The 25,986-nt window shown below is 75.6% G+C and carries 23 protein-coding genes and 1 riboswitch; of the genes, 11 read left to right on the top strand and 12 right to left on the bottom strand.

Annotated features, from left to right (window positions below; translation table 11 throughout):
- Positions 1 to 14 precede the first annotated feature (14 nt).
- Positions 15 to 136, bottom strand: a riboswitch (SAM riboswitch).
- Positions 137 to 248: 112 nt separating this feature from the next.
- Complete coding sequence (locus tag AC6CH6_RS16420; protein WP_017834841.1) at positions 249 to 701, bottom strand: Lrp/AsnC family transcriptional regulator; 453 nt, start codon at positions 699 to 701, stop codon at positions 249 to 251.
- Between the two features lie 241 nt (positions 702 to 942).
- Between AC6CH6_RS16420 and AC6CH6_RS16415 the strand changes: the two genes are divergently transcribed.
- From AC6CH6_RS16415 to AC6CH6_RS16405, 3 genes are read left to right on the top strand one after another with little or no spacing between them, the layout of a single operon-like run.
- A complete protein-coding gene (locus tag AC6CH6_RS16415; protein WP_498255927.1) occupies positions 943 to 2,118 on the top strand; it encodes a thiamine pyrophosphate-dependent enzyme in 1,176 nt (391 codons plus the stop codon).
- Positions 2,115 to 3,164 carry an alpha-ketoacid dehydrogenase subunit beta gene (locus AC6CH6_RS16410; protein WP_498255926.1) on the top strand — a complete coding sequence of 350 codons (1,050 nt, stop codon included), beginning with the start codon at positions 2,115 to 2,117 and terminating at the stop codon, positions 3,162 to 3,164. Before AC6CH6_RS16415 ends, AC6CH6_RS16410 begins: the two co-directional genes overlap by 4 nt.
- A gap of 2 nt (positions 3,165 to 3,166) precedes the next feature.
- Positions 3,167 to 4,696 (top strand): dihydrolipoamide acetyltransferase family protein, encoded by a 1,530-nt coding sequence (locus AC6CH6_RS16405; RefSeq protein ID WP_498255925.1) that lies wholly within the window; start codon positions 3,167 to 3,169, stop codon positions 4,694 to 4,696.
- 156 nt (positions 4,697 to 4,852) lie between these two features.
- Here the strand turns inward: AC6CH6_RS16405 and AC6CH6_RS16400 are convergent, their stop codons facing one another.
- The 3 genes from AC6CH6_RS16400 to AC6CH6_RS16390 all read right to left on the bottom strand — a co-directional run bounded on the left by AC6CH6_RS16400 (position 4,853) and on the right by AC6CH6_RS16390 (position 7,726).
- Positions 4,853 to 6,106: an alpha-hydroxy acid oxidase gene (locus AC6CH6_RS16400; protein ID WP_498255924.1), complete on the bottom strand. Its 1,254-nt coding sequence runs from the start codon at positions 6,104 to 6,106 to the stop codon at positions 4,853 to 4,855.
- A 78-nt stretch (positions 6,107 to 6,184) separates the two neighbouring features.
- Positions 6,185 to 6,346 (bottom strand): hypothetical protein, encoded by a 162-nt coding sequence (locus AC6CH6_RS16395; RefSeq protein ID WP_186374849.1) that lies wholly within the window; start codon positions 6,344 to 6,346, stop codon positions 6,185 to 6,187.
- Positions 6,347 to 6,532: 186 nt separating this feature from the next.
- On the bottom strand, positions 6,533 to 7,726 hold the full coding sequence (locus AC6CH6_RS16390; RefSeq protein ID WP_498255923.1) for a glycosyltransferase: 1,194 nt from the start codon (positions 7,724 to 7,726) through the stop codon (positions 6,533 to 6,535).
- 158 nt (positions 7,727 to 7,884) lie between these two features.
- Here AC6CH6_RS16390 and AC6CH6_RS16385 point away from each other — a divergent pair, with 158 nt between their 5' ends.
- Together AC6CH6_RS16385 and AC6CH6_RS16380 are read left to right on the top strand one after the other, a co-directional pair.
- Positions 7,885 to 8,751 carry a UbiA family prenyltransferase gene (locus AC6CH6_RS16385; protein ID WP_115163507.1) on the top strand — a complete coding sequence of 289 codons (867 nt, stop codon included), beginning with the start codon at positions 7,885 to 7,887 and terminating at the stop codon, positions 8,749 to 8,751.
- Complete coding sequence (locus AC6CH6_RS16380) at positions 8,748 to 10,181, top strand: phytoene desaturase family protein (protein ID WP_498255922.1); 1,434 nt, start codon at positions 8,748 to 8,750, stop codon at positions 10,179 to 10,181. Before AC6CH6_RS16385 ends, AC6CH6_RS16380 begins: the two co-directional genes overlap by 4 nt.
- 45 nt (positions 10,182 to 10,226) lie before the next feature.
- Here the strand turns inward: AC6CH6_RS16380 and AC6CH6_RS16375 are convergent, their stop codons facing one another.
- From AC6CH6_RS16375 to AC6CH6_RS16355, 5 genes are all read right to left on the bottom strand, one after another.
- The gene (locus tag AC6CH6_RS16375; RefSeq protein WP_498255921.1) at positions 10,227 to 11,408 is read right to left on the bottom strand and encodes a prenyltransferase; all 1,182 of its coding nucleotides are present in this window, start codon (positions 11,406 to 11,408) and stop codon (positions 10,227 to 10,229) included.
- Positions 11,405 to 11,761 carry a lycopene cyclase domain-containing protein gene (locus AC6CH6_RS16370; protein ID WP_017834831.1) on the bottom strand — a complete coding sequence of 119 codons (357 nt, stop codon included), beginning with the start codon at positions 11,759 to 11,761 and terminating at the stop codon, positions 11,405 to 11,407. The genes AC6CH6_RS16375 and AC6CH6_RS16370 overlap by 4 nt, the downstream gene beginning before the upstream one ends.
- On the bottom strand, positions 11,758 to 14,244 hold the full coding sequence (gene crtI / locus AC6CH6_RS16365; protein ID WP_498255920.1) for a phytoene desaturase family protein: 2,487 nt from the start codon (positions 14,242 to 14,244) through the stop codon (positions 11,758 to 11,760). The genes AC6CH6_RS16370 and crtI overlap by 4 nt, the downstream gene beginning before the upstream one ends.
- The gene (locus tag AC6CH6_RS16360) at positions 14,241 to 15,263 is read right to left on the bottom strand and encodes a polyprenyl synthetase family protein (RefSeq protein WP_498255919.1); all 1,023 of its coding nucleotides are present in this window, start codon (positions 15,261 to 15,263) and stop codon (positions 14,241 to 14,243) included. The genes crtI and AC6CH6_RS16360 overlap by 4 nt, the downstream gene beginning before the upstream one ends.
- Before the next feature lie 143 nt (positions 15,264 to 15,406).
- On the bottom strand, positions 15,407 to 16,012 hold the full coding sequence (locus tag AC6CH6_RS16355; RefSeq protein ID WP_498255918.1) for a MarR family winged helix-turn-helix transcriptional regulator: 606 nt from the start codon (positions 16,010 to 16,012) through the stop codon (positions 15,407 to 15,409).
- 38 nt (positions 16,013 to 16,050) lie between these two features.
- Between AC6CH6_RS16355 and AC6CH6_RS16350 the strand changes: the two genes are divergently transcribed.
- Genes AC6CH6_RS16350 through AC6CH6_RS16340 form a run of 3 tightly spaced genes read left to right on the top strand, consistent with a single transcriptional unit; the run spans position 16,051 to position 18,044 of the window.
- A complete protein-coding gene (locus tag AC6CH6_RS16350; RefSeq protein WP_498255917.1) occupies positions 16,051 to 16,854 on the top strand; it encodes a glycosyltransferase family A protein in 804 nt (267 codons plus the stop codon).
- The gene (locus tag AC6CH6_RS16345; protein WP_498255916.1) at positions 16,851 to 17,492 is read left to right on the top strand and encodes a DUF2238 domain-containing protein; all 642 of its coding nucleotides are present in this window, start codon (positions 16,851 to 16,853) and stop codon (positions 17,490 to 17,492) included. Before AC6CH6_RS16350 ends, AC6CH6_RS16345 begins: the two co-directional genes overlap by 4 nt.
- 3 nt (positions 17,493 to 17,495) lie before the next feature.
- Positions 17,496 to 18,044 carry a TspO/MBR family protein gene (locus AC6CH6_RS16340; RefSeq protein WP_498255915.1) on the top strand — a complete coding sequence of 183 codons (549 nt, stop codon included), beginning with the start codon at positions 17,496 to 17,498 and terminating at the stop codon, positions 18,042 to 18,044.
- 25 nt (positions 18,045 to 18,069) lie between these two features.
- Here the strand turns inward: AC6CH6_RS16340 and AC6CH6_RS16335 are convergent, their stop codons facing one another.
- The 3 genes from AC6CH6_RS16335 to AC6CH6_RS16325 form a co-directional block, all read right to left on the bottom strand.
- Positions 18,070 to 20,196: a S8 family serine peptidase gene (locus AC6CH6_RS16335; RefSeq protein ID WP_498255914.1), complete on the bottom strand. Its 2,127-nt coding sequence runs from the start codon at positions 20,194 to 20,196 to the stop codon at positions 18,070 to 18,072.
- Between the two features lie 237 nt (positions 20,197 to 20,433).
- Positions 20,434 to 22,101 (bottom strand): S8 family serine peptidase, encoded by a 1,668-nt coding sequence (locus AC6CH6_RS16330; protein WP_498255913.1) that lies wholly within the window; start codon positions 22,099 to 22,101, stop codon positions 20,434 to 20,436.
- 202 nt (positions 22,102 to 22,303) lie between these two features.
- Complete coding sequence (locus AC6CH6_RS16325) at positions 22,304 to 22,726, bottom strand: DoxX family protein (RefSeq protein ID WP_498255912.1); 423 nt, start codon at positions 22,724 to 22,726, stop codon at positions 22,304 to 22,306.
- A gap of 126 nt (positions 22,727 to 22,852) precedes the next feature.
- Here AC6CH6_RS16325 and AC6CH6_RS16320 point away from each other — a divergent pair, with 126 nt between their 5' ends.
- From AC6CH6_RS16320 to AC6CH6_RS16310, 3 genes are all read left to right on the top strand, one after another.
- Positions 22,853 to 23,464 carry a malonic semialdehyde reductase gene (locus tag AC6CH6_RS16320; RefSeq protein ID WP_498255911.1) on the top strand — a complete coding sequence of 204 codons (612 nt, stop codon included), beginning with the start codon at positions 22,853 to 22,855 and terminating at the stop codon, positions 23,462 to 23,464.
- 93 nt (positions 23,465 to 23,557) lie between these two features.
- Positions 23,558 to 24,730 (top strand): type III polyketide synthase, encoded by a 1,173-nt coding sequence (locus tag AC6CH6_RS16315; RefSeq protein WP_498255910.1) that lies wholly within the window; start codon positions 23,558 to 23,560, stop codon positions 24,728 to 24,730.
- Between the two features lie 9 nt (positions 24,731 to 24,739).
- Entirely contained in the window at positions 24,740 to 25,966 is a 1,227-nt protein-coding gene (locus AC6CH6_RS16310; RefSeq protein WP_498255909.1) for an NAD(P)/FAD-dependent oxidoreductase, read from the top strand.
- Positions 25,967 to 25,986: the final 20 nt, after the last annotated feature.

Genomic DNA, 25,986 nt, shown 5'->3' with positions numbered 1-25,986 from the left:
TTACCCGCACCGGTCATCCGCGCGGGCCCGGTGGGCACGCCGCGGAAGATGCAGGCCGCTTCCTCATCCGAACCACCCAATGAGCATGGGGTTGGTGCGTGACCAAGTCGGAGCTTGGCGGTCACGTCTCGTGAAGCTGGAACAACACTATGCGCAGAGGTAGTGGGTGTCCCTCCGCGTCGGAAGATGACGACCGTGACGGTTCGTGACGCCGGCCGTGCGCGCCGGGCCCGGCGCGGGCCCTCGCGTCAGGCCCGGGTGTCGATGTCCTCGAAGATCAGGAACGTCTGGGTGTCCACCACGCCGGGCAGCTGCTGGACGTGCTCGAAGATCACCTGCCGCAGGTGCACGGTGTCCACGGCCCGCACGAGGAGCATGACGTCGAAGTTCCCGCCCACCAGGGCGATGTGGTGCACGGCGGGGATCGCCTGGAGCTGGGCGCACAGCTCCCGCCAGGTGTTCTGCTGGAGCTTGAGCGTCACGTACGCGGAGGCCTGCAGGCCCGCCCGGACCGGGTCGATCACGGTGCTGAAGCGCAGGATCACCCCCTCGTCCCGGAGCCGGTTGATCCGGGCGTAGGCGTGGGCGCGGGAGACGTGCACGGCCGCGGCGATCGCCGTCACGGACTGCCTCGCGTCCCGGGACAGCTCCGCGAGGATCTTCCGGTCGGTCTCGTCCAGCGGCACGGGGGTCGAGGGCACGGCGGGCTCCTTCGGGGCGGGTCGGGCGCGGCGCCCGGAACGTGTCGGACGAATGCGTGTGCTCCACGCCACACTAGAACATTTCGTCCACGTGCGGTGCACTGTCTGTCTCAGACTTCTGCATTTTCCCCGCTCTGTGGATACGAACCATGCCCGGTTCCCATACTGGGGAGACAGAGCCGCACCACCTTCCTGCCCTCCCCGGACCGCGGCCGCACCGGGGACCGACCGAGGGGACACCATGAGCCAGACCGTCGAGACCCCCGAGGACCCGATCCTCCGGGCCTCCCAGAGCTTCGGCATCACGCCGGAGCAGTACATGCTCCCGGCCCGCGGCGAGATCCGCATGGTCGACCCCAGCGGGCGGCTGCTCGCCCCCGAGGAGCAGGGCACCGGCCCCGGCCACGAGTACCCGCTGCCGGCCCCGGACGTCCTGCTGGGCGCCTACGAGAAGCTGGTGATCGGGCGGCGGGTCAACGACCAGAACTCCGCGCTGGTCCGCCAGGGCCGGATGGCCGTCTACCCGTCCAGCCACGGCCAGGAGGCCTGCCAGGTGGCGGCCGCCCTGTGCCTCGAGGAGGGCGACTGGCTGTTCCCGACCTACCGGGACACCGTGGCGGTCATGACCAAGGGCGTGGACCCGATGCAGGTCATGGCGATCTTCCGCGGCGAGTGGCACAGCGGCTACGACCCGTACGAGCACTGCGTGGGCATCCAGTCGACCCCGCTCACCACCCAGCTGCTGCACGCGGTGGGCGTGGCCCACGCCGCCAAGCTGCGCGGCGAGGACACCGTGGTCCTGGCGATGTGCGGGGACGGCGCCACCAGCGAGGGCGACTTCCACGAGGCCCTGAACTTCGCGGCCGTGTTCAAGCTGCCGGTCGTGTTCTTCGTGCAGAACAACGGCTACGCGATCTCCGTGCCCCTGTCCCAGCAGTCCGCGGCCCCGAGCCTCGCCCACAAGGCGGTGGGCTACGGCATGGCCGGCGAGCGCGTGGACGGCAACGACCTCGTGGCGCTGCTCGCCACCCTGCGGCGCGCCGTGGACCTGGCCCGCTCCGAGTCAGAGCCCCTCCTCGTGGAGGCGCACACCTACCGCATGCAGGCGCACACCAACGCCGACGACGCCACCCGCTACCGGGACGACGCCGAGGTGCAGGAGTGGATCGCCAAGGACCCGGTGACCCGGATGCGCGCCTACCTCGGCGCCGAGGGCGTGCTCGACGACGCGGCGGAGCAGCGCATCGCCGCAGCCGCCGAGGACGTCGCCACGGCCCTGCGCGACGGCATGAACGCCGACGTGGAGATCGACCCGCTCGAGCTGTTCCGCCACGTCTACACCGAGCAGACCCCGCAGCTCGCCGAGCAGGAGCAGTTCCTCGCCGCCGAGCTCGCCCGAGAGGAGACCGGACAGTGAGCACCCTGCACGCCCCCGCCCCGGCCGGCGAGGCCCCGGCGGTCAAGCCCGCCACCTTCGCCCACGCGCTCAACACCGCCCTGGCCGACGCGCTGGCCGCCGACCCCGCCGTCGTCGTCTTCGGCGAGGACGTCGGCACCCTCGGCGGCGTCTTCCGCATCACCGACGGGCTGACGAAGCGCTTCGGCCGCACCCGGTGCTTCGACACCCCGCTGGCCGAGTCCGGGATCGCCGGCATGGCCGTGGGCATGGCGATGAACCGGATGCGCCCCGTCGTCGAGATGCAGTTCGACGCCTTCGCCTACCCCGCCTTCGAGCAGGTCGCCTCGCACATCGCGAAGATGCACAACCGCACCCGCGGCGCCGTGCGCCTGCCGATCGTCATCCGGATCCCCTACGCCGGCGGCATCGGCGGCGTGGAGCACCACTGCGACTCCTCCGAGGCCTACTACGCCCACACCCCGGGCCTGAAGGTGTTCACCCCCGCCACGGTCGAGGACGCCTACCTCATGCTGCGCGAGGCGATCGACTCGGACGACCCCGTCGTGTTCTTCGAGCCCAAGAAGCTCTACTGGTCCAAGGCCCCCGTGGACCTGGCCGAGCTGAGGGACCGCTACGAGAACGGGGCGCCCGAGCGCCGGGAGGGCCGCGCCGTCGTCGCCCGCGCCGGCGAGGACGCCACGCTGCTGGCCTACGGGCCGTCCGTGCCGACCGCCGTGGCGGCCGCCGCGGCCGCCGCCGCCGAGGGGCGCTCGCTCGAGGTCGTGGACCTGCGCAGCATCGTCCCGTTCGACGACGAGACGGTCGCCGCGTCGGTGCGGAAGACCGGACGCGTGGTGGTCGTGGCCGAGGCGCCGGGCTTCGCGTCCGTGGCCGCCGAGATCGTGGCCCGCGTCCAGGAGCGCTGCTTCCACTCCCTGGCCGCGCCCGTGCGCCGCGTGACCGGGTTCGACATCCCGTACCCGGCGCCCAAGCTCGAGGAGCACTACCTGCCCAGCGTCGACCGCATCCTCGACGCCGTGGACGACCTGCAGTGGGAGGACTGACCATGACCGTGAAGACGTTCACCCTGCCGGATCTCGGCGAGGGACTGACCGAGGCCGAGCTCGTGAGCTGGCTCGTCCAGGTGGGCGACACCGTCGCCGTGGACCAGCCGATCGCCGAGGTGGAGACCGCCAAGTCCGCCGTGGAGGTGCCCTGCCCCTTCGCCGGGACCGTGCACCAGCTGCACGGCGCCTCGGGGCAGACCCTCGACGTCGGCGCGCCGCTGATCTCCGTCGACACCGGGGACCGGGCCGGGACGCCCGCCCCGCAGGGCGGCGGCCCCAAGGGCGGGCAGTCCTACCGGGAGGAGGAGCGCGCCGGGGCGGACCCCGCGGCGGCCGCCGAGGCCTCCGCGGCCTCCGACGACGACGCCGGATCGGGCAGCGTGCTCATCGGCTACGGCACGCCCGCCGGCGGCACGGCCGGACGCCGGCGCCGGCCGAAGCGGACCGGTGCCACCGGCCCGGCGGCCGCCTCCGCCGCACGGCCGGTCCCCGAGCCCGCCCCCGCGCGGGCCGCGGAGCAGGCCGCGGCCCAGGCGGCGCAGGCTGCGGGTGCCGCCCACGACGCGATGGCCTCGGCCCCGCGCCTGGCGCCGACGGTCGTCTCGCCGATCGTGCGCAAGCTCGCCAAGGACCGTGGGGTCGACATCTCCACCGTGCGCGGCTCGGGCCCCGGCGGGCTCATCCTGCGCCGGGACGTGGTGACCGCGGCGGCCGCCCCCGCCGCACCGGCCGCACGGGAGAGCACGGCCCCGTCGTCGTCGGCCCCTGCCCCGCTGCCGTCCATCACCGCGACGCCGTCCGCCGTGGACGCCCGCACGGGGCTCGGGGTCGCGGAGCGGGTGCCGGTCTCCGGGATCCGCAAGGTCATCGGCCAGGCCATGACCCGTTCCCGCGCCGAGATCCCCGAGGCCACCGTCTGGGTGGACGTGGACGCCACGAGGCTCGTGGAGCTGCGCGCCGAGCTCAAGGCCCAGGACCCCGCGACCGCCCCGGGGCTCATGGCCCTGATCGCGCGGTTCGTGCTCGCCGGCCTGGCCCGCCACCCCGAGCTGGCCACCCGGATCGAGACCCTCGAGGACGGCAGCCAGGAGATCGTGCGCTTCGACGGCGTGAACCTCGGCTTCGCGGCGCAGACCGACCGCGGGCTCGTGGTGCCGAACATCCGCGGCGCGCACACCCTGAGCGCCCGCGGGCTCGACGCCGAGCTCCGGCGGCTCACCGAGCTCGCCCGCTCCGGCAAGGCCGGGCCCGCCGAGCTGTCCGGCTCCACGTTCACCCTCAACAACTACGGGGTGTTCGGCACGGACGGGGCCGCGGCGATCATCAACCACCCGGAGGTCGCGATCCTCGGGATCGGCCGGATCATCGACCGCCCGTGGGTGGTCGACGGGCAGCTGGCCGTCCGCAAGGTCACCCAGCTCTCCCTCGCGTTCGACCACCGGGTGTGCGACGGCGGGGCCGCCGGCGGCTTCCTGCGCATGGTGGCCGACGCGGTGGAGAACCCGGTGTCGGTGCTCGCGGACCTGTAGCGGCCCGCGGTCCCGCCGCTCGCGAGGGGTCGCGTCCGGCACACCCCCATCGCGAGGGGTCGCGTTCGGCTGGTATCGCGGTCACATGTCGACAGAACGCGACCCCTCGGCAGCGGCGGGGGCAGAACGCGACTCCTCGGTGCCGGGGCCGGTGGCTCAGCGCCGGTCGGCCGGGGCGATCCGGCGGGAGGGGTCGGGGTGGTGGCGGGCGCCGAGCAGGTGCGGGCCCAGATCGGCGACCGTCTCGGCGCCCATCAGCTGCATGCTGATCCGCACCTCCTCGGCCAGCAGCTCGATCGCCCGCTCCACGCCCTGCTGCCCGCCGGCCATCAGCCCGTAGAGGTAGGCCCGGCCGATGAGCACGAAGTCCGCTCCGGCGCACAGGGCGGTGATCACGTCGGCGCCGCTCATCACCCCGGAGTCGAGGATCAGCTCGACGCCCTCCCCCACCTCGTCCCGCACCTCGGGCAGCGCGTGCAGCGAGGCGGGGGCGCGGTCCAGCTGGCGGCCGCCGTGGTTGGAGACCACCAGCCCGTCGGCCCCCGCGGCCAGGGACTTCCGGGCGTCGTCCCGGGTCAGCACGCCCTTCACGAAGAGCTTCCCAGGCCACACGGAGCGGATCCACTCGAGGTCCGCGTAGGACAGGGTCGGGTCGAACATCGAGTTCGTGATGGTGGGCAGGTCGGCGCTCGTGCTCGAGAGGGACGCGAACTTCAGGGAGTCCGTGGTGAGGAAGTTGAACCACCACTCGGGCCGGTAGGAGGCGTCGGCCACCGTCCGCAGCGTCAGCCTCGGCGGGATGACCATGCCGTTGCGCACGTCCCGCAGCCGCTGGCCCGCCACCGGGGTGTCCACGGTGACGAGCAGGGTGCCGTAGCCGTGGGCCGCGGCGCGCTCCAGCAGGTCCCGGGACCGGTCCCGGTCCTTCCACAGGTACAGCTGGAACCAGCGGGTCGCGTCCGGTCCGGCCGCGGCGACCTCCTCCAGCGAGCGGGTGCCCATGGTGGACAGCGTGAAGGGGATGCCGGCCCGCTCCGCCGCGCGGACTCCCCCGAGCTCGCCCTCGGCGTGCATGAAGCGGGTGAAGCCGGTCGGGGCGATCCCGAACGGCAGCGCGGACCGCGCCCCGGCGATCGGCGTGGACAGGTCGGGGGCGGCGATGCCGTGCAGGATCCGGGGCAGCAGCTCGACCGCGTCGAACGCCTCTCGCGAGCGCCGGCGGGTCAGTTCGCGCTGGGCGGCGCCGTCCGCGTAGTCGAAGGCCGGGCGCGGGGTGCGGCGGCGGGCGATCCGGCGCAGGTCCCAGAGGTCCGCGGCCCGGGCGAGCCGGGCCGCGCGGCGGTCGAGGGCGGGGGTCTCGAACTGCAGGAGCGGGCGCAGCTCGGACCACTGGGGCAGACGCCGTTCCACGGCGGACCTCCTGACGGTCGGGGTGTTCCCGACCACACTACGTCGGAGGCCCCGACGACGCCTTGGGCGGGGCGCCGTTCAGTCGGTCTCGGGACCCGCGCAGTACGGGCAGTCCTGCTCGACGTCGGCCCAGCTGTGCCGCCCGCCCCGGAGGAGCGGTGCCGCCGACCCGCGGCCGGCGGCGTCGTCCGGGCGGGAGGAGGTCCGGGGCGAACGGGGCGGGAGCAGGTCGACGGTCATGGTGCAGTCCTCCGGGAGGGTGGTGGCGGGCGGGGCGTCGCCCGGTCCCTCCAGTATCGGGGGCGTCATCCGTGCGGAAAAGCGATGTTTTCCCATGCTGATCCGTCAGCCCCGCTGATGATTCCTGTCGGGGCCGCCGGCCCGGCCGCGAGATCCCGGGGACGTGCCCCGGGAGGCGGCCCGCGCTCAGAGGCCGGTGAGGACGTCGAGGGCGGTGTCCAGGCCCTGCTCCTCCCGGACCGCGCGCCCCACGCGCTGCGCCTGCTCCCGGCGGGCGAGGGCGTCGCCCACGGCGGGGACCAGGGCCTCCGGGGCCAGCTTCCGGCGCGGGATGGGGGCCGCGGCGATGCCGAGCCGGTGCAGCTGCCGGCCCCAGAAGGGCTGGTCGACGAGGAAGGGCACCACCACGGACGGGACGCCCGCACGGGCCACCGTGTGCACGGTCCCGGCCCCGCCGTGGTGGACCGCCACCGCGGCGTCCGGGAGCAGGGCGCCCAGCGGGGCGGCCGGCACCACCAGCACGTCCTCGCCGCGGCGGTCCTGCGGCAGGGCCAGCCCGCCCCAGCCCGTGACCAGGAGGGTCCGCAGCCCGTGGGCGCGCGCGCTGTCCACGACCGTCCTCCCCCGCGCGGACGGGTCCCCGGCCGCCATGGACCCGAAGGTCGCCACCAGGCACGGCCCGCCCCGGACGAACTCGGCCACCGCCGGGTCCGGGGCGAGGGCGCCCGCGCCGGGGTGCCAGGCACCGGTCAGGTGCACCCGGGCCGGCCAGTCGGCGGGCCGGGGCAGCAGCTGCGGGCTGATCCCCATCAGCGTGGCGCGGGAGGGTGCGGGGTGCCGGGGCGCCCGGCCGCCGGGCAGCTGCCGGCACGCGTGCTCGACGTCCCGCCGGAACAGCCGGGCGCCGCCGCGGGGCACCGCGTAGGTCGCCCGGTTGAACCGCCCGAGGTCCTTCGAGACCGTGGGCCCGCCCGGTGCGGAGAACTCCCGGGTGGGCGTCGCCACGGGCACGAACTCGGCCAGCGCGCGGGGGACGCCGAGGGCGTCCGCCACGGCCGGCGCGGTGAGGATCAGCGGGTGGTGCAGGACCAGGTCCGGGTCGAACGCCAGGGTCTCGCGCACCGCCGCGGAGAACATCCGCCGCATCCCGGGGCGGACCTCCGCGCGGACGTGGTGCACCGCCGCCCGCGGCGAGGCCCCGGGGGCGTCCATCAGCCGGTGGAAGTCCACGTCCAGGCCGACGGTGTCGATCCCGGCCAGGTCCACCCCGGAGTTCTCCGGCACCCCCAGCCGGACCCGGTGGCCCTGTGCGGCGGCGTGCCGGGCCAGGGCCGCGAAGGGCTCCACGTCACCGCGGGTTCCGGAGGTCAGCAGCATCATGCGCACCCCCACAGTCTGCCCCGCGGCGGGACGGCGCACGAACGGACCGGCAGGCCCCGGGACCGCCGGGGCCCGCCGCCGCACCGGCCCCGGAACCGACGTAGTGTGGGGTGCACCCGGACCCCCGGGTCACCTGACGTCCGAGGAGGTCCGCCGCCGTGCCCCAGGCCGGATTCGCCCCCGCGCTCCAGCGGATCGTGCACATCTCGCGACCGGTGCTCTGGATCAACGCCCTGGGCACCGGTGTGGTGGGCATGTGGCTGGCGGGCTCGCTCTGGCAGTGGGAGGCGCTGCCGCTGCTGCTGTGGCTCACCCTCCCCTTCAACCTGCTGATCTACGGCGTCAACGACGTCTTCGACCAGGACACCGACGCCCTCAACCCCCGCAAGGGCTCCCTCGAGGGAGCCCTCATCCGGTCCGAGGAGGTGCGCACGATCCTGACCGCGGTGCTCGTCACCAACGTGCCGTTCGTCGTCTGGTTCGCCGTGGCCCTGCCCCCGGCCGCGCTGGGCTGGATCGCGCTGTACGTCCTGGTCTTCGTGTTCTACTCGGCCCCTCCCCTGCGCTTCAAGGCCCGGGCGTACCTCGACTCCCTGAGCAACGCCGCCTACGCGCTGCCGCTGGTCTTCGTCGCCCACGCGCTCGGGGCGGCCCCCGTGTGGCCCGCGGCGCTCGGCCTGATGGCCTGGAGCGTGGCCAAGCACGCGTTCGACGCCGTCCAGGACATCGAGGAGGACCGCGCGGTGGCCATCACGACGACGGCGGTCCGGCTGGGCCCGCGCGGGACGGCCCTGTGGAGCGGCGGCTGGTGGGCCGCGTCCACGCTGGGCTTCGCGCTGGTCAGCCTCCCGGTGGCCGCGGTCAACGCGCTCATCGCCGGGTGGCTCGTGGTCTCCCTCCTGCGGGACCCGAGGCCGGGGACCGGGCACCGGCTGTACCGGTACTCGATCGCGTTCCCCTACGTCGCCGGCGCCGTGGCCGGCGTGCAGCTGACGGTGGCGCTGTTCTTCGGGCTGTACCCGTGAGCCGCGTCGTCGTCGTCGGCGGTGGGATCGGGGGGCTGACCTCGGCCGTCCTGCTCGGCCACGCCGGTCACCGCGTCACCCTCCTCGAGGCCGCCGACCACCTCGGCGGCAAGAGCCGCCGCCTCGAGGCCGAGGGGCAGCGCCTGGACACCGGACCGTCCCTCTTCACCTTCCCGGGGGTGTGGGAGGAGCTCCTCCGCCGCCTGGACCGGCTGCGGGACGCCGGCACCGCGGGAGCCGGTGCGCCGAGGGCCGAGGAGACCGCCGGGCTGGAGCTGGAGCGCCTGCCCGCGGTCGGCACGTACTACTACCGCGGCACCCGGTGCGAGCTGCCCGTCCCGCCCGGGCACCCCTGGCACGCGGCCTGGACCCGCTTCGAGGCCGAGCACGGCGTGCTCGGACCGGACATCACCCGGCTGCTGACCACCGACGTGCTGGACCGGGCGGCCTATCCCGCGCTGGGCCGGCTCGGGAAGCTGTACGGGCGCCGGCTCACGACCCGCGACTACCTCGACAGCCTCACCTGGATGCCGGAGGGCCTGCGCGAGGTCATCGCCATCCACACCCTCAACGCCGGTGTCGGCCCGGCACGGACCCCGGCCCTCTACGCGAGCATGCCCGCCGTCATGGCGCGCGACGGCGTCTGGATCCCCCGGGGCGGGGTCTACGAGCTCGTCGAGGCGCTCCGGCGCCTCGCCGTGGACGCCGGGGTCGAGCTCCGCACCGGGGAGCCGGTGACCTCCGTCGCCCGCCGGCGCGTCCTGAGCGCCCGGGGCGCGTACCCGGCCGACGCCGTCGTGAGCGGGCTCGACGCCCACCGGCTGGACGGGCTGCTCGCCGGGCACGCGCCCCGGGCCCCGCGCCGGCTCAGCTGCTCGGCGATCGCGGTCTACGCCGTGCTCCACCACGAGCTGCCCGAGGGGACGCCCCGGCACGGCGTGATCATGCCCGACCGGCCCGCCGACCTCTACGCCGACCTGGAGGCCGGGACCGAGCCCGAGCAGACCATGGCCTTCGCCAACCACTACCCGGCGCACGCGGGCCACCCCAACAGCGCGGCCACGCTCGCCCTGCTGCTGACCGCACCGGCCAACGGGAAGTCCTACACCCTCGAGGACCCCTTCGTCGCGCGCGAGCTAGAGCGCACGGCGCGGGTGCTCGGGCTGCCCGGACCGCTCACGGACCGCTTCCGGAGCGCGGAGATCCTGGACCCCGCGTACTTCGCCGCGCACGGCTCGGCAGGAGGGGCGCTCTACGGCGCCGTGCGTCCCGCGTGGCGCAGCGGCCCGTTCCACGCCCCGACCCACAGGAGCCCGCTGCGGCCGTGGCTGTGGCGGGTGGGCGCCTCCGTGCACCCGGGCGGCGGGCTGCCCGCGGTGCTCGGCGGCGCCATGATCTCGACCGACAAGCTGCTGAAGCGCCTCGGGTAGGGCCGGAGCCCCCGGCAGGTCCGCGGCCCCGGGCCGGGCGGCCGATCAGCGGGCGAGCTCCCACGCCCAGAGCAGCAGCAGCGTCGCGAGGAACCCGGTGAGGTAGTTCAGCCACAGGAACCGCCGCCAGCCCCGGTTGGCGCGCTCGCAGCCGGCGTCCGTGATGGTCAGGAACGGCACGAGGTTGGCGAGGTAGGGCAGCACCAGGAGGGACGCGACCGGCCCGGGCCAGGGGGCGAGCAGCAGGAGCACCCCGGCGGTGAGGTAGAGGGCCGCGGCGGCCCACACCGTGGGGCGGGCGCCCAGGACAGTGGCGATCGAGCGCAGCCCGCCCTCCCGGTCCGCCTGGACGTCCTGCACGGCCCCGAACGCCTGCGAGGCCATCGACCACAGGAAGAACCCGGCGCACAGGGCCACGAGGCCCCCCGACCAGTCCGCGCCGGCGAGCACGAGGCCGTAGACCGCCGGGGACACGAAGTGGGTGGCGGAGGTCGCCGAGTCCAGGAACGGGACCTCCTTGAAGCGCAGCCCCTGCAGGCTGTAGGCCGCCACCGCGAACAGGCTGACCCCGAGCACCCCCGCCGCGGCGGCCCCGCCCGCCAGGAACAGGTACGCCAGGAACGGCAGCGCCGTCAGCACCGAGCCCACGAGGACCGTCCGGTGCTCGGAACGGTCCACGAGCGCGCCCTCGACACCGCCCTTGCGGGGGTTGCGGAGGTCGGACTCGTAGTCGAAGACGTCGTTGATCCCGTACATCAGAAGGTTGTACGGGAAGAGGAAGAACAGCGTCCCCACCACCAGGGGAAGGTCCACCCGGCCCGTGGTCAGGACGTAGGCCGCCGCGAAGGGGTAGGCGGTGTTGACCCAGGAGACCGGCCGGGAGGTGGCCACGAGGGTGCGCACGGTGGCGGTGAGCCGGCCGCGCTCGGCCAGCCCCCACCACAGCGAGGGCAGCAGCAGCAGCGCGGCGAGCGGGTACGCGAAGTCCTCGACCGGCACGAGGCCGATCCGCAGCTCCGTGATGTGCCCGGCCCCGTAGTCGAAGAACCCGGCGGCGATCATGAGGTTGTCGAACACGACCGTCAGCAGCGCGAGCACGGCGAAGGAGATCCCGAGCACGGCCAGGGCCCGGCGCCGCGGCGGCGCCGGGGAGGGCCGGCGGACCAGCAGGGTGGCCGGGGTCAGGGCGAGCGCGAGGAAGACGGGGATGACGAGGGCGTAGGTCACGGGGCGTCCGCTCCTCCGCGTGCCGGACCGGCCGCGGCGGAGCGGCGCGCCAGCGCCTTCTCCGTGAGCCGGACGAGGTTCATCGTCAGGTAGCAGAGGAACACGAGGAACACGACCTCCTCGACGGGGATCTGCGGGGCGACCATCCAGCCGGTCGCCCACGCGCTGCGGCTGTGCAGGAAGATCCCGAGGCTGATCCCGGCGACGTCCCAGGCGAGGAAGAACACCAGGCCCGCGAGCAGCACGAGGGCCGCCCGGCGGGGGTCCTGGGCGAAGAACAGTCGCTCCCGGACGTCGAGGAGCACCATCCCGGCCAGGCTGAGGAGCAGGAAGCCGAGGTACACGAAGCTCATCCGCGCGGCACCAGGGGTTCTGCCAGCGGTCCGGTGGAGGTGTCCCCGCGCAGGTCCTTGAGCAGGATCTCCGCGCTGATCAGGCACATCGGCAGGCCGATGCCGGGGATCGTCGAGGCCCCGCAGTAGTGCAGGCCGGCGACCTTCCGGCTGCGGTTGGCGCCCCGGAAGAACGCGGACTGCTTGAGCACGTGGGCGGGACCGAGCACGTTGCCGCGCCAGGAGTTGAAGTCCCGCCGGAAGTCCTCCGGGCCCACGGTGTGGCGCACCACCACGCGCTCCCGCAGGTCCGGCACACCGGCCCACGCCGCGACCTGGTCGATCACCCGGTCCGCGACGGCCTCGACCCGCGGGGAGCCGGTGCCGTCCGGTCCGCCCGTGCCCAGCGCGGGGTCGGCGGGGACCGGGATCAGCACGAAGAGGTTCTCGTGCCCGTCCGGGGCCACGCCGGGGTCGGTCGCCGAGGGCTTGCAGACGTAGACGGACGCGGGGTCCGGGACGCTCGTGGGCTCCTCGAAGATCGCCCGGAAGTTCGTGTCCCAGTCCTCGCTGAAGAACAGGCTGTGGTGCGGGAGCTCGGGCAGCTCCCCGCGGACCCCGAGCATCACGAGCACCGCGCCGGGGCCGGTCTGGCGCCGGTCCCAGTACCGCTGCGGGTAGCTCTGCAGCTCGCGCGGGAGCAGCGCTGTCTCGGTGTGGTGCAGGTCCGCGGCCGAGACGACGACGTCCGCCGCGAGCTCGTGCTCCGCCCCGTCCGCGTCCCGCCACACGACGCCGGTGGCCCGGACGGGCCCGTCGGCGGCCGGGGAGGTGCTGATCCGCACCACGTCCGCGCCCGTCCGGATCCGTGCCCCGTGGGCGACGGCGAGCCGCTCGACGGCCTCGACGACCCGGCGGAACCCGCCCTGCGGGTACTGGACGGAGTCCGTGAGGTCCATGTGGCTCATGAGGTGGTACAGCGACGGCGTCATCCGGGGCGCGCTGGCCAGGAAGACGGCCGGGTAGCCGAGCACCTGCCGCAGGCGCGTGTCCTGCACGGTGCCGGCGGCGAAGTCGTGCAGCGAGCCGGTGAGGTGCCGGGCGAGCTCGGGCAGGCCCCGCACGACCGGCCGGGTGAGCAGCGGCGTGAACGAGGCGTAGGAGGTGTAGAGGAAGTGGTCGACGGCCAGCTGGTAGGTCCGCTTCGCGGAGGCCAGGTACGCCCGGATCCGCTCGCCCGCCCCGGGCTCCACCGACTCGAACAGCGCCACGGTGTCCTCGAGGTCCGAGCGGATGTCGATGGGCTGCTCGTAGCGCTCGCCCCAGACCCGGTAGGCGGGGTCCAGGCGGAGCAGCTCGAGCTCCTGGGCGGCGCTGGAGCCCATGAGCCGGAAGAAGTGGTCGAAGACCTCCGGCATGAGGTACCAGGAGGGGCCGGTGTCGAAGCGGAAGCCGTCCCGCTCGAGCCGCCCGGCGCGCCCGCCCGTCGTGCTCCCGCGCTCCAGGACGGTCACGTCCCAGCCGTCCTTCGCGAGCAGGCCCGCGGCGGCGAGCCCGGCGATCCCGGCCCCCACCACCACGGCGTGCCGCCCCCGGGGCCCGGTGGGGCGGCGGCGGGTGCGCGCCCTGACCACGGCGGCCGCGGCGAGCGCGGCCTTGCGGGGGTTCGGCACGCGGATGCGGGAGCTCAGCAGCTCCCGGGCGGGGGTGGCGCGGATCCGCACGGACAGCTCCCGGAACAGGTCGTGGGCGGCGAGGACGGCGGCGCGGGAGGACCCGGGGAGGTCGTCGATGACCGCGCGGGCGGCCGCGAGGTCGGCGTCGATGTCGTCGAGGAGGCGGTTCTTCTCGGTCTCGGAGAACTCCCCGGGCTCCACGCCGGGGAAGTACACGCGGCCGAGCTCCCCGTAGTCCTCGGCCAGGTCGCGCAGGAAGTTGACCTTCTGGAACGCCGCGCCCAGGCGGCGGGCCCCCGCCACGAGCTGCGCGCGGCGCCGCTCGGGCACGGTGCGGCCGGCCAGGAAGACCTGCAGGCACATCAGCCCCACGACCTCGGCCGAGCCGTACACGTACTCGTCGAGGGAGTCGGCGCTGTGCCGGTCCTCGCTGAGGTCGGCGCGCATGGACGCGAAGAACGGGCGCACGAGGTCGGGGCCGATCCCCGCGTGGCGCGCGGTGCGGGCGAAGGCGTGCACCACGAGGTTGCTGCTGAAGCCGCGCTCGATCGCCCCGTACGTCTCGTCCTCGAGGCCGTCCAGCAGCTCCCGCGAGCCCCGGGGCGGGACACCGGCGCCGGCGCTGGCGCCGTCGACGATCTCGTCGGCGATCCGCACCAGGGCGTAGACGGCGTAGACGTGCGGGCGGATCTCCGGGTCCAGCAGCCGGCAGGCGAGGCCGAAGGACGTGGAGTAGCGGCGGATGACGGTCGCGGCGGCCTGCTGGGCGGTGTCGTCGTACCGGGCGGCGGCCTCGGCCGGTGACCCGGTGTGCTGGGCGGCGGTCACCGGATGCGCTCCGTGGCCCCGGCCACGATGCGGCGCAGGTCCTCCTCGAGGGCGGCGGGCAGCCCCGCGGCGTCGAGCAGGGCGCGGGCCTCGGCGGCGCACCCGGCGACCATGTCCTCGACCTCCTGCCGCGCCCCGCACTGCTCGAGCAGGTCGCGGGCGCGCAGGGCGTGCTCGCTGCTGATCTCGTGGCGGCCCAGGATCGCGTCGAGCTCCTCACCGGCGGGCGTGCGCTGGGCGGCGGCCACGAGCATGGTCCGCTTGCCCTCCCGCAGGTCGCTGACCGCGGACTTGCCCGTGGCCTCCGGGTCGCCGAAGACGCCGAGCAGGTCGTCCACGAGCTGGTAGGCGGTGCCCACGGTCCGGCCGAGGCGCCCGAGCACCTCCACGTCCTGGTCGGGGGCCCCGCCGAGCACTCCCCCGGCCTGCAGAGGGGTCTCGAAGGAGTAGACCGCGGTCTTCAGGCACGTGGCCGCGAGGATCTGCTCGCGCCCGGGACGGGCCCCGGGCAGGGTGTGGTCGACGTCGAGCAGCTCGCCCGCGGCCGAGGAGAACAGGGCGGCGTCGAGCAGGTCGAGGACCCGGGGCAGCCGCTCGGGCGAGAGCCCGGAGCGGGCCACGAGCCGGTACGCGCCGGCCAGGGCGAGGTCCCCGGCGATGACGCCCACGCTCGCGCCGTACTGGCGCGCTTGGTCCGGCCCCGAGCCGGACGCGAACGCCCGGGAGGCCGCGGCGGCGTTGATGGTGGGCTGGTGCCGGCGCAGCTCGTCCTGGTCGATGACGTCGTCGTGCACGATGAGGGCGGTGTGCAGCAGCTCGAACGCCGCCCCGACGGACTCGACCACGGGGTCCGGCTCGGGCGCGGGATAGGCGCCGGCCGTGAGCCGCACGAGGTGCGGACGGATCTGCTTGCCGCCGGAGCTGAGCCGGGCGACCTCGCCCCACAGCCGGGCGAAGCCGGGGTCCACGGCCTCGGCGCGGCCGGTGGCCTCGGCGAGGAAGTCCTCCAGGACGGGCACCCGGGCAGGCTCTCGCCCCCCACCGTGCCCGGTCCGCGTCCCGGTGCCCGGACGAGCGCTCGAGAAGGCCGATTCGCGCGAGAAGACCGTCACCATTCCCCCATTCCACCACAGTCCTTCGAAAATCGAATCAATTGTCCGTGTCACGCCGTGCGCGAGGCCGCCCCGGGGCCCTCCGGAGCCGCCGCGGGCGGGGTCCCCCGGGTCGTCGCCCCGTCCTCGGGCGCGCCCTCCCCCGCCCGGTGGCCGGCCCGGCGGACCGCCTCGGTGAGCTCGGGCAGGCGCCGCCGCAGGACGTCGATCTCCTCGTCGGTGCAGTCGTCGAGCACCGCCAGGACCTCCTCGCCCATGGCCGAGAACATCTGGCGGCCGGAGCGGTAGGCGTGCTCGGTGGCCTGCAGGCTGACCTCCCGCCGGTCGCGGGGGTCGACCGCGCGCACCAGGTGCCCCGCGGAGACCAGGCGCTTGATCACCGTGGTGGTCGCCGAGCCGCTGAGCACGAGCCGGCGGGCGATGTCCCCGGCGCGGATCGGGCGGCCGGCGCGGTTGGCCTGCATGACCTCGTTGAGGGCGTGGACGTCCTTGTGCGCCAGCCCGAAGCGGCGGCGGACCTGGTCCGCGTACCGCTCGGCCTCGGTGCTGAACTGCTGCAGCAGGAAGAGCACGTCGAATCCGCGCCGCCCCCGGTGCGCGCTGCCGCCCGGCGCCGCGGCGCCGGACGTGCTGATCGTGCCCTCGTCGGACTGCATGTGCCGATTCTAGGGCGCGGGCGCGAGAGAATGGGGCCATGACGGAGAGCAGAGACCCGACCGGACCGGACCTCCCGCCCCCGGGGGCTCCCGGTGCCCCCACGGTGTCCGTGGTCGTGCCGGCCCGGGACGACGCCGTGCACCTCGCGCGCTGCCTGCGGCTGCTCGCCGCGCAGACCCGGCCGCCGGACGAGGTCGTGGTGGTGGACAACGCCTCGAGCGACGGCACCGCGGACGTGGCCCGCGCCGCCGGGGCCCGCGTGGTGTTCGAACCCGCGCCGGGCATCCCGCCCGCCGCGGCCGCCGGCTACGACGCCGCCCGGGGGGACGTGGTGGTCCGCTGCGACGCGGACACCGTCCCCGGCCCGGAGTGGATCGCCGGGCTGCTCGCGGCCCTCGCGTCGCGCCCCGACGTGGTCGCCGTGGCCGGCCCGGGCCGTTTCCACGGCCTGCCGCCCGGCCTCGACCGGCTGCTCTCCGCGCTCTACATCGGCCTGTACGTGTTCAGCACGGCCGCCGCGCTGGCCCACCCTCCCCTGTTCGGCACCAACATGGCGATGCGCCGCTCCTGGTGGCTCGAGGTCCGGGACGGCGTCCACCGGCACGACCCGGAGCTGCACGACGACTTCGACCTCAGCTTCCGGCTGGACCCGGCGCACCGGATCCTCTTCCGGCCCGGCCTGTCCGTGGGCATGTCCCCGCGGGCGCTGCGGGGCGGGCGCCCCGCCGTCCGCCGGCTGGCGCGCGCCTTCCGGACGATCCGGCTCAACTGGGCCGACGAGCGCCCGTGGGAGCGGTGGCAGGCGCGTCTGGGGCACCGGCTGCCGGGGGGCCGCGCATGAGCCGGCTCGCCCTGGCGGTGCGGTGGCTCGGCCCGCTCTCCGTGCTGCTCACCGCCCTGTTCTTCGACGCCGTGGGCGCCTCCGTGATGATGCTCGTGTGCCTGGCCATCACCATCACGTGGCGGGCCCGGCTGCCCGCGGCCCTGGAGATCACCACGGACCTGACGCTGCTGGTCGCGGCCTGGAGCTCCGTGTTCCTGCTCTACGAGAGGTACGACCACTGGGACCTGGTCGTCCACTTCGCGGCCACCGCGGTGCTGGCCGAGCTGACGTTCCGCGCCCTCGAGCGGTGGTCCCGGCTCTCGTCCCCCGGCCCGGTCTCCCACGTGGTCCTGGTCAGCTCCCTGGGCGCGGCACTGGCCCTCGTGTGGGAGTACCTCGAGTTCGCCGGCTACTACCTCGTGGACCCCCAGGTGAACGTGGGCTACCTGGACACCATGGGCGACCTGGCCGCCGGCCACGCCGGGGCGGTGGTCGCCGGGATCCTGGGCACCTGGGCCCGGCAGCGGACGGACGCCTCCGGCGGCACCCGTCCGGACGGGGACGCCGCAGGCCCACCGGACCGCACCGGCCCCCGGGACGCCGTCGGGAGGCGGCACGCCACCGAGGACCCGGACACCACCGAGACGAAGGACTGACCCATGTTCTGGACGAACCTGCTCAAGACCAGCGCGCAGACGGGGGCGGCCGCCGCGGCCGGCACCGCGGCCTCCACCGGGGTGGACAGCCCCTGGTACCGGGACCTGCGGAAGCCGGGGCTGCAGCCGCCGGCCGCCGTGTTCCCGGTCGTGTGGACCGTGCTCTACGCGGATCTCGCGGTGATCTCCGCGGCCGTGCTCACCGAGCTGCAGCGGCAGACCCGCCCGGGCGCGCACCGCCGCGGCCCGCGGGTGCGGACGATCCGGCCTCCGGGGTGCACCCCGTCCGAGGCGGCACGGCGCGAGCGCGGCTACCGCCGGGCGCTCGCGCTGAACCTCGCCCTCAACGCGGGGTGGAGCTGGGTCTTCTTCACGAGGCACGACACCGGCCTGGCCACGGTCACGGCCGCGGCGCTGACCGTCAGCACCGCCGATCTCGCGCGCCGGGCGGCGCAGGCACGGCCCCTGCACGGCGCCGCTCTGCTCCCCTACGCCGGCTGGTGCGGCTTCGCCACGGTCCTGAGCGCCCGCATCCACCAGCTCAACTCCTGAGCGGGTCCGGGCGGCCCGGGCCCGCTCAGCGGGCGGAGACCGTGATCGCGCCGTGGCGGTAGCCGATCGATCCGCCCTGGAAGCGCTGGACGACCGTGTCCCCGGAGCGCTGCTCCGGGGTCACCGGGTAGCCCAGGCGGCCGTGCTCACCCCGGAGGTCGGCGTGGGCCCGGCCGATCGCCCCGTGCACGGGCTGCGCGCCGGTCGCGGGTGACCACAAAATCCTGCCCCGCTCGAAGGACTGGTGCACCCCGCCGGCCGGGCCGCCGCGCTCGCCGCCCAGCGGGTGCCCCAGCAGACCCGTCTCCGCGCCGAGGGCCGCCCAGCGCGCGCCGACGGCGCCGTGCACGGGGGCCGCACCGGTCCCGGCGCTCCAGACGACCGTGCCCCGCTGGAAGAGCTGGTGGACGCCGCCGGCGCCGTTGCCGCGCTCCCCGGTCAGGGGGTAGCCGAGGAGGCCGTTCACACCGCCGGCCCGGTTCCAGGCGCTGCGCACACCGCCGTGCACCCACCGGGCGCCCGAGTCCGCGCTCCAGTAGACGGCTCCGCGCTCGAACTCCTGGTAGCAGCCGTCCTGGGCGAGGCCGCACCGTTCGTGCGAGCGCGGCGCCCCGGTGGAGGCGCCGATCCGGGCGTGGAGGGCGCCGATGGCCCCCTGGGTGCGGTAGCCCTCCTGGAGCGTGGCCCGGGCCACGGCGGCCCTGGGGTGCACGAGCCCGGCGCCGCAGCCGCCCGGGCAGGACCCGGGCAGGGGCCGGGCCGTGGCGGCCAGGACCTCCTTGACCTGGGCCGGGGAGAGGGACGGGTCCGTCTCGCGGACCAGCGCCACGACCCCCGCGACCGTGGGGCTGGCCATCGAGGTGCCGTACTTGTAGGAGTAGGTGCCGCCGCCGGGCCGGGCGCTCCCGGTGTCGGCGGTGGACAGGATCTGCCGGGAGGGGTCCCCGCCCGGGGCGGCCAGCGTGACCCGGCCCCAGTTGGAGTACCCGGCGCGGGCGCCCTGGGCGGTGCTGGCGGCCACGGTGATCACCCCCCGGCAGTTGGCCGGGGACTCCATCCTGGCGTCGCGGTCGTGGTTGCCCGCCGCCACGACCACGCTCGCCCCGCGGGACAGGGCCCGGTCGATCCCGTCCTGCAGGGCGGCCGGGCACGTGCTGGAGAGGAAGCCCAGGCTGAGGTTCACCACGGTCGCCGGGTGGGCGTTCGCCGGGACGGCGTCGACGTCGTCGCCGGCGGCCCAGGCGATCGCCACGGCGATGTCGGACACGTACCCGTCCCCGCAGGCCCCGAGGGCGCGCACCGGCAGGAGCGTCGCGCCGTGGGCGACACCGGCCACGCCGGTGCCGTTGTTGCCCCGCGCCGCCGCGATGCCCGCCGTGTGCGTGCCGTGCCAGGAGGAGGAGCGGGCGGCGGAGCCGGATCCGCACTCGCCGGGACCGGCGTGGTCCCCCTCGTCCTGCGGGTCCGGGTCCCAGCCGTCCCCGTCGCGGGAGTGGCCCGGCTGCACGCCCCCGGCGTGCAGGGAGACGAAGTCGTGGCCCGGTGCCACGTTGGCGTCCAGGTCGGGGTGGGACGTGATCCCGGTGTCCACGACCGCGATGGTCTGGCCCCTGCCGGTCGCCCGGTCCCAGGCGCTGGGCAGGTCGAGGCCCGCCGCGGCGGGCTGGAGGTTCCACTGCGACGTCGCGTAGTACGGGTCGTCGGGCACCGCGGCGATGCTCGCGAGATGGTCCGGCTCGGCGTACTCGACGGCCGGGTCCTCCTCGAGGGCGCCGGTCAGGGTCCCGAGCTGTTCCGCGTCGAGGAGCCCGTCCGCCGCCACGACCCGGGCCGAGTCCACGGTCCGGCTGATCTCGTCCAGCAGGGGCGCCGCCGCCGGCTCTCCCGCCGCCGCGCCCCCGGGCGCGATCCGCTCCGCGGCCTCCGCGTAGACGCGCTCGCGGGCCCGCGGGGCGGGTTCCGCGCCGTCCTTGAACTTCACGATCACCCGGTCGGTCGCGCCGGGGCTCCCGGCCCCCTCCGTCGCGGGCGCGGGCGCCGGTGCGGCGGGCACGGTGGCCTCGGCCGGGGGCCGGGCCGCCGCGGGGGCCGCGGCGCCGGCCAGGATCAGGACCAGGGCGGCCGCCAGGGCGCGGCCGTGGAAGGACGTCATGGACTCTCCAGCCGGTGGGGGGTGCAGCGCGCAGCGGGGGGAGCTGCGGCGCGCCGACCACGGGAAGCGGGAGTCGGCGCCGCTGCGCTCAGCGTACGGAGCGTTTGCTCGTGTTACCGAATGGGAAGATCCATGCTTTTCGCTGGACTTTGAGGTCGTCCCGGAGGAAAGGCGCGGGGACGACGACGGCGCCGCCCACCCCGAGCGGGTGGACGGCGCCGGCGGGCGGGCCGGGGGTCAGCCGGCGGCGGGGATCGCCCACCACTGGGCCGGGAGGACCTGCTGCCAGCGGGCCCCGAGGCCGGCGTTCCAGACGATCCAGCCGTTGGCGAACTCCTGGAAGCACGGTGTGCCGCCCAGGGCGCACAGCTCCCGGGAGCGGGCCTCGCCGGTGGTCGCGCCGATCTTCCGGTGTAGCGCCCCGATGCCGCCCGCGGTGCTGAAGGGCTCGCCGCCCTGCACCGCGACCAGCGCGGAGACCGGGTCGACGATGCCGGCGCCGCAGCCGGGCGCGCACCCGCCGGGGGCCTGCCGGGCCGTCGAGGTCAGGGCGTCATGGAGACCCGCCACGCCCAGCCCCGGAGCGAGCTCCCGGAGCAGCGCCACGGTGCCGGCGACCGCCGGGGCCGCCATGGACGTGCCGTTGCGCTCCGTGTACGTGGGCGCGCCGAGGCCCTGGGCCCCGGCGTTGCCGGTCGAGAGGATCTGCGCGTAGGGGTCCCCGCCCGGGGCCGCGACCGTGACCGAGCCGAAGTTGGAGTAGGGGGCCAGGGCGCCCGAGACGTCCGTCGCGGCGACCGAGATCACGCCGGCGCAGTTGGCCGGCGCGGACTGCGCGGCGTCCACGGCCTGGTTGCCCGCGGCCACGACCACGGGGATCCCGCGGTTCACGGCCTCGCTGATCGCGGACTGCAGCACCGCCGGGCACTCCCCCGGCACGCCGAGGCTGAGGTTGATGACCGTCGCGGGGTTCGGGTTGGCGGCGGCGCCCGCCACCGGGGCGCCGGCGGCCCACAGGACGCCGGCGGCGACGTCGGTGATGTACCCCTGGCTGCAGGCGCCCACGGCGCGCACGGGCAGGATCCTCGCGTCCGGGGCCACCCCCGCGACGCCCAGGCCGTTGTTCGCGTCGGCCGCGGCGATGCCGGCCGTGTGGGTGCCGTGCCAGGTGGAGCTCGGGGGCATGGGGCTGTTGGGGCACAGCACGGCGTCGGGATAGTCGCCCATGTCCGTCGGGTCCGCGTCCCACCCGTCGCCGTCCCGGCCGTTCTGGGCCGTGGAGACGAAGTCGTAGCCGGGCAGGACGTTGGCGTCCAGGTCGGGATGGGCGGTGATGCCGGTGTCCACGACGGCGATGGTCTGCCCGGCGCCGGTGGCCCGGTCCCACGCGAGGGGCATGCCCAGTCCGGCCGGGTCGTCCCACAGGCTCCACTGCAGCGCGGCGTAGGACGGGTCGTTCGGCACGGCGGTGGTGGTCGCCAGGAGGTCCGGTTCCGCGTACTCCACGGCGGGGTCCTGCTCCAGGGCGGTTGTCAGCGCCTCGAGCTCGGCGCCGGCCAGCATCCCGTCGGTCCGCACCACCTGGGCGCCGTCCGCGGTGGCCGTGGTCTCCACGAGCCCGGCGCCCCCGGACCGACCGGCGGCCTGCGCGTACACGACGTCGCGGGAGTCCTCGGGGGCGGCGCCGTCCCGGAACTTCACGACGACGCGGTCGGTCGCCGCCGCCGTTGCCGAGTCGGCACCCGGGGCGATACCGGGAGCGGCAACGGTGGCCTCCGGGACCGGCTGGACAGCCTGGGTCGCGGGCACGGCGGCCCCGGTCGCCGCCGCGGCGGAGCCCAGCGGGACGAGGGCGAGGGCGGCCGCGAGCGCGAGGGAAGCGGTGGTGCTGCGGGTGGTGGTCAAGGATTCCTCCGGCCGTCAGGACGGGAGGCGGCATGGTGCGCAGAGCCCACCCCCCGATGGACTGGAGCGAGAGCGATCCCCCTGCGGAAACGGAGCCCCCACTCCTGTGCTCTGCCCAGCGTAGGGAGGGTGTGCGTGTGTGACCGAATGCGAACCCCGCGGACCGGGGTCCGGAGGTCACCCCGGGCCGGGCGGCGGGCCCTCAGCCCGCCCGGGCGATGCGCAGGGCTCCGGCGATCAGGGGGACCTGCAGGGGGAGCCGCACGAGCGTCACGGCCCGCCGCACCGGGGAGCCGCGGCGGGCCCGCCAGGCCATGGTGACGTTGCCCGGCCACACGCCCACGAACAGGGCGGCCGCGGCCCAGCCGCCGGCGCGGCGGGTGCCGGGACGGAGCAGCAGCGCCCCGACGCCGATCTCCGCTACCCCGGAGCCCAGCGTCCAGGCGCGGGGCGGGCCCGGCAGGGACCGCGGGATCAGCCCGTCGAAGAGCGCGGGCCGGACGAGGTGGAGCACGCCCGTCCCGCACAGGGCCCCACCCAGGCGCAGGGCGCGTGCCGCCACGGCGCCGGACCGGGCCGCGCGGCGGTCGGGTCCGGACAGGAGCTGCGGGGAACGGAGGGGCATGGGGCCAGGGTACCCAGCGGGAGGCGCCGCGACGTGACGGACGGCACACGACGTCCCCGGCATAGACCCGCCCCCCTCTTTGTTGACGTGTACATCAAGACGACCGTGCCTCCGAAAGGACACCCCGTGGCCCCCGAGACCCTGCAGGACCAGCTCACCCTCGACGCCCTCGCCGCCGACCTCCTCTTCCGCGAGGCCCGCACGGCCTCGGAGTTCCTCGACGAGCCCGTGGCCGACGAGCAGCTCCGGGCGGCCTTCGAGCTCGCCAAGATGGGCCCCACCGCCATGAACATCCAGCCGCTGCGCGTGACGTGGATCCGCTCCGCGGAGGCCCGGGAGCGTCTGCTCCCCCACATGGCCGAGGGCAACCGGGCGAAGACCGCCGCCGCGCCCGCCGTCGCGGTGCTCAGCTACGACGTGGACTGGCACGAGCACCTGCCCGTCCTCTTCCCGCCCGCCGCCGGCAACCAGGAGATGTTCGCGGGCAACGAGGAGCTGCGCGCGCAGATGGGCCGGGACAACGCCCACCTGCAGGCCGGATACTTCGTGCTCGCCGTGCGCGCCGTCGGCCTCGCCGCGGGCCCCATGGGCGGTTTCGACGCCCCCGGGGTGGACGCCGAGTTCCACGCGGGGACGAGCCTGCGCGCGCTGATGGTCGTGAACATCGGCGCCCCCGCCGCCCCCCGCCACGACCGGCTGCCGCGCCTGGACTTCGACGCCGCGACCCGCACTGTCTGAGGCGGCCCCGGGCGGACCCGCCGGCCGCGGGTCCGCCCGGCCCCCGCGCGCCCTCCGTGGCACCTGTCGGCCCGAGGACGGATACTGGACGGGATGACGCCCGCACTCCTGTCCCTCGGCACGGCCCTCCCGCCGCACGTGCTCGAGCAGACCGACGCCCAGGACCTCTACCAGGCCCAGCCCGGCACCGACCGGCTCAACGCCCGGCTGCTGCGCACCGTGTTCGGCGCCTCCGGGGTCCAGCGCCGGCACACGGTGCTGTCCGAGCTGGTCGAGGAGGGCGCCCGCGCCGGATCCCCGTACATCACCGAGGACGGCCGGTTCCTGACCCCCCTCACCGGCGTCCGGAACCGGACCTACGTGGAGCAGGCCCCCGCGCTCTTCGCCGAGGCCGCGCGGGACGCCCTCGCCCGCTGCCCCGGGCTCGACCCCGCGACCGTCACCGACGTGGTGACCGTCTCCTGCACCGGCTTCTTCGCCCCGGGCCCCGACTACCAGCTGGTTCGGGACCTCGGCCTCGACCCGGCCGTCCGCCGTGCGCACATCGGCTTCATGGGCTGCCACGGCGGGCTGATCGGGCTGCGCCAGGCCGCGGCCATCGCCACGGCGGACCCGGACGCCGTCGTCCTGCTCGTGGCCGTGGAGCTGTGCACGCTGCACCTGCGCCCGGCCCGGGACCCGGACGCCATCCGGGGGGCCGCGCTCTTCGCCGACGGCGCGGCGGCGGCCCTGGTCAGCGCGCGGACGCCCGAGGGCGTCACCCCGCTGCTCGAGCTCGACCGGTTCCGTACCCTCGTGATCCCGGACGGCGAGGACGCCATGGCCTGGACCATCGGCGACGCCGGGTTCGAGATGATCCTCGGCGCCGCGGTGCCCCAGGTCCTCGAGGACAACATCCACACCGCCCTCGCCGCGCTGCTGGACGGGCCGGAGGGGTCCGTCGACCGGGACCGCATCACCGACTGGGCCCTCCACCCCGGCGGCCGCGGCATCCTCGACAAGCTCGAGGACACCCTGGGGCTGCCGCCCGAGGCGCTGCGGGAGTCCCGCGACGTGCTCGCCACGCGCGGCAACATGAGCAGCGTGACCGTCCTGCACGTCCTGCGCCAGGTGATCGACGCGGCCCCCGCGGACGAGACCCGCACCGTCTGCGCCCTGGCGTTCGGGCCGGGCCTGACCGTAGAGTCGGCGCTGTTCACGATCCCCGCCCGGGCCGCGGCACCGGCCGCGGAGCTCGATCCCGCCGCGGCCGTCCCGATCCGCTAGGAGGTTCCCGTGGACCACGACGTCGTCGTCGTCGGCGCCGGGCTCGCCGGCCTGCAGTGCGCCCACCTGCTCGAACGGCACGGACTGGACGTGGTGGTGCTGGAGGCCTCCGACGGCGTCGGGGGCCGGATCCGCACCGACACGGTCGACGGCTTCCGCTGCGACCGCGGGTTCCAGGTGCTCAACCCCGCCTACACCGAGCTGCGGCGCAGCGTGGACGTCGCGGCCCTGGGGATCCAGAAGTTCGACGCCGCCGCCGGGGTCCGCCGCGGCGACGGCATCCACGTCCTCGCCGACCCCCGCCGCGTCCCCTCCCGGCTGCCGGGGACGTTGCGCAGCCCGCTCGTGGAGCTGCGCCGGCTGCCCGCCCTGGCGGCCTGGCTCGCCCCGGGCCTGGACCCCCGCGCGCGGCGCCAGGAGCGGCGGGACCTGCCCTGGCACGAGTCCCTCGACGCCGCAGGAGTGCGGGGACCGCTGCGCGATCTGGTGCTCGAGCCGTTCCTGGCCGGCGTGATCCTCGAGGACGAGGGCCGCACCTCGGCCGCCTTCGTGCGCGAGCTCGTCGGCTGGTTCCTGCTCGGCACCCCCGGCCTGCCCTCCGGGGGCATGGGCGCGCTCCCGGCCTGGATCCACGACGGGCTCCGGTCCCCGGCCGTCCTCGGCGCCCGCGTGGACGCGGTGGAGCGCACCGGGAACGGGTGGACCGTGGGCGCCGGGGACGCTGCCTGGCGGGCGTCCTCCGTGGTCGTGGCCACCGAGGGGCCGGCCGCCGCCCGGCTCCTGGACCTGCCGGACACCCCCATGAAGGGCGAGGCGACCTGGTGGTTCGCGGCGGACGCCGCGCCCTCCGACCTCGGGTGCCTGGTCCTGCCGGGCGAGTCGACCGGCCCGCTCGTCGACACGGCCGTGGTCAGCAACGCCGCCCCCAGCTACGCCCCGGACGGCCGGACGCTGATCCAGGCGACGGCCCTCCTGCCGCGGGGCGCCGAGCTCCCCGCCGAGGCCGACGTCCGCCGGCAGCTGGGCACGATCTGGTCCGCCGACGCCTCCGCCTGGGACCTGCTGGCCGTGCACGAGGTGCGCCGGGCGCTGCCGGAGCAGCCGCCCGGGCTCGTGGCCGACCGGCCCGCCGCCCTCGGTGACGGCCTGTACGTGTGCGGCGACCACCGCACCGACGGCTCGACCCAGGGCGCCCTGCGCTCCGGGCGCCGCGCGGCCGAGGCCCTGCTGGCCTGAGCCCGCTGGTTGCCGGGGTG

The sequence above is a fragment of the Kocuria sp. GQ42 genome (assembly GCF_059758435.1).
Note: the sequence above shows the minus strand (reverse complement) of the source record. Positions and strands in the feature narration are given on the sequence as shown.